Consider the following 1,985-nt stretch of genomic DNA (forward strand, 5'->3'; position numbering starts at 1 on the left):
GTTATTCCCAAATTCCAGGAATATCTTGAGTCGGCCTCGCCCCACCGGCTACAGCCCCGGTTCCCCTGGCCACGGGGCGGGGCCGGCCCCCGTCGGCGCCTTCTCCCGCGGCCCCTTTCCCGAGGTGTGAGAGATGAAGCTCCGATTGTGCGTGCTGTTGGTGCCCGCGCTGCTGGCGGCCGGCTGTGGTCCCCTGGAGGACGCGCCGGAGCCGGTCGTGGACGAGCTGACCGGGCAGGTGCTGCAAGAGGCGACGACGAAGTACGACATGCACCGCCTGCTGGAGGACTCGGACGTCACCGGCGGACAGGCCATCACGCCGGCCAATGTGCAGGCGTTCCTGCAGCAGCAGGGCTCGTACCTGGCGGGCTACACGGATCCCGCCTACGGCAAGACGGCGGCGACGCTCATCGTGGAGCGCTCGCGCGCGTCCAACATCAGCCCGCTGTACATGCTCGCGCGCATCCAGGGCGAGTCCAGCCTCATCCAGAGCGGCACCTCCACCAACCTGAGCAAGGCCACCGGCTGTGGCTGTCCGGACAGCAGCGGGTGTGACGCGCAATACGTGGGCTTCGGCAAGCAAGTGGAGTGCGCCGCGAAGAAGATGCGCGGCTACCTCACCGACCTGGAGACGAGCGGCACCACCGTCTCCGGCTGGAAGGTGGGGGTGACGAAGTCCACGTTGGATCCGTGCTCGGTGAAGCCCGCGAACAAGGTCACCGCGGCGCTCTACACGTACACGCCCTGGGTGGGCGCGTACGCCATCCAGTGCGGACGCACCACCGTGGGTGGCTCGTCGCTGATGGCCTCCATCTACAACCGCTACGCCACGGCCTACCCGTGGCCGTCGAGCACCCCCGCGGGCTGCTACTCGGGCACGGTGGACGCCACGGTGCCGGAGGCGTCGTGCGTGCAGAGCTCGTCGGACGCGCTGTGGCGCCAGTGCCTGTCGGGCGTCTTCACCGCGGGCAGCACGGCGAAGCCGACCAACTGCAACGTGTCCTTCCCCTACTGCCAGTCCACGCGCCTGGGCCGGGGCGTGGCCACGCGCACCTGCGTGCAGGCCTCCAGCACCCTCTGGCAGCAGTGCGGCGCGGAGGGCGTGTGGCGGGATGCGCCCGGCGCGGGCACCTCGGGCGTGGGCCCGATGGGCGCGTGCTACCAGGTGTACGCGCTGTAGAAGCGTTGCGTGACGCCGCCCGGGCGGAGGTCCCCGCCCGGGCGCGCGGTCAGTACTCCTTCGACCAGATGAGGTCCAGGCCGCCGGAGCGCGCGTCGCCGTACTGGCCTTCCAGGCTCCAGCGCGGGCTGAACAGGTACTGGAAGCGCACGGCGTTGGCGTTCTCCCCCTTCTGGAGGTTCGCGCCCACGCGGCCGGTGTAGCCCACGTAGATTTTATCCGTCACGTAGGTGCCCACCTCCAGCTTGGTGCCGGAGATGCCGCTGTCGCCCGCTTCGATGGAGAGCACGTCCAGGGGCAGCTTCGCGGCGATGGCCTTGCGCGCCTCGTTGGCGACGAACGAGCCCACCACCGACGCCGCCTGCGCGCCCGCGTTCATGGACGCGCCGGAGCCGCGCTCCAGCGTGCGCCGGCCGGTGGCGAGCAGCGTGTAGATTTCAGACTCCGGCAGGGCCGGGTCGCTGCTCGTCTTGAGGGTGATCTCCTTGCCCTGGCCGCGCACGGTGACGAAGACGGTGACGGCCGCGTTGTCGTTGCGGTGCTCGGCGGTGACGTTGATGTACGGGGTCATGACCGGGCCGGTGAAGCGCACCTGGCTGTCGCGCTGCACGTCGAAGCGGCGGCCCAGCACGTCCACGCGGCCCAGCAGCACCATCACCTCGCCGAACATGCGCGCCTCGTTGGCGTACTCGACGCGGAAGCCCTCGGACAGGCCCAGCTGCACGTTGAGGTCCGAGCCGCGCACCCACAGGTTGCGGGGCGCGTTGATGTTCACCCAGAACTGGCGCTGCGGTGGGCCCTCCCC

The 1,985-nt window shown here is 70.0% G+C and carries 2 protein-coding genes; one reads left to right on the forward strand and one right to left on the reverse strand.

Going from position 1 to position 1,985, the window contains the following annotated elements; genetic code table 11:
• Positions 1-133 precede the first annotated feature (133 nt).
• The gene (locus tag D7V93_RS42340; RefSeq protein ID WP_120648606.1) at positions 134-1,180 is read left to right on the forward strand and encodes a hypothetical protein; all 1,047 of its coding nucleotides are present in this window, start codon (positions 134-136) and stop codon (positions 1,178-1,180) included.
• Between the two features lie 49 nt (positions 1,181-1,229).
• On the opposite strand, the gene D7V93_RS42345 is transcribed toward D7V93_RS42340, so the two are convergent.
• The coding region (locus tag D7V93_RS42345; RefSeq protein WP_147451656.1) for a translocation/assembly module TamB domain-containing protein at positions 1,230-1,985 on the reverse strand (756 nt) is incomplete at its 5' end.

It is taken from the genome of Corallococcus llansteffanensis, assembly GCF_003612055.1.
GTDB classification, from domain to species: domain Bacteria; phylum Myxococcota; class Myxococcia; order Myxococcales; family Myxococcaceae; genus Corallococcus; species Corallococcus llansteffanensis.

Bases quoted from the DNA above. Each gene is read 5' to 3' on its own strand.
- D7V93_RS42340 (WP_120648606.1), top strand. From the start codon at position 134: ATGAAGCTCCGATTGTGCGTGCTGTTGGTGCCCGCGCTGCTGGCGGCC.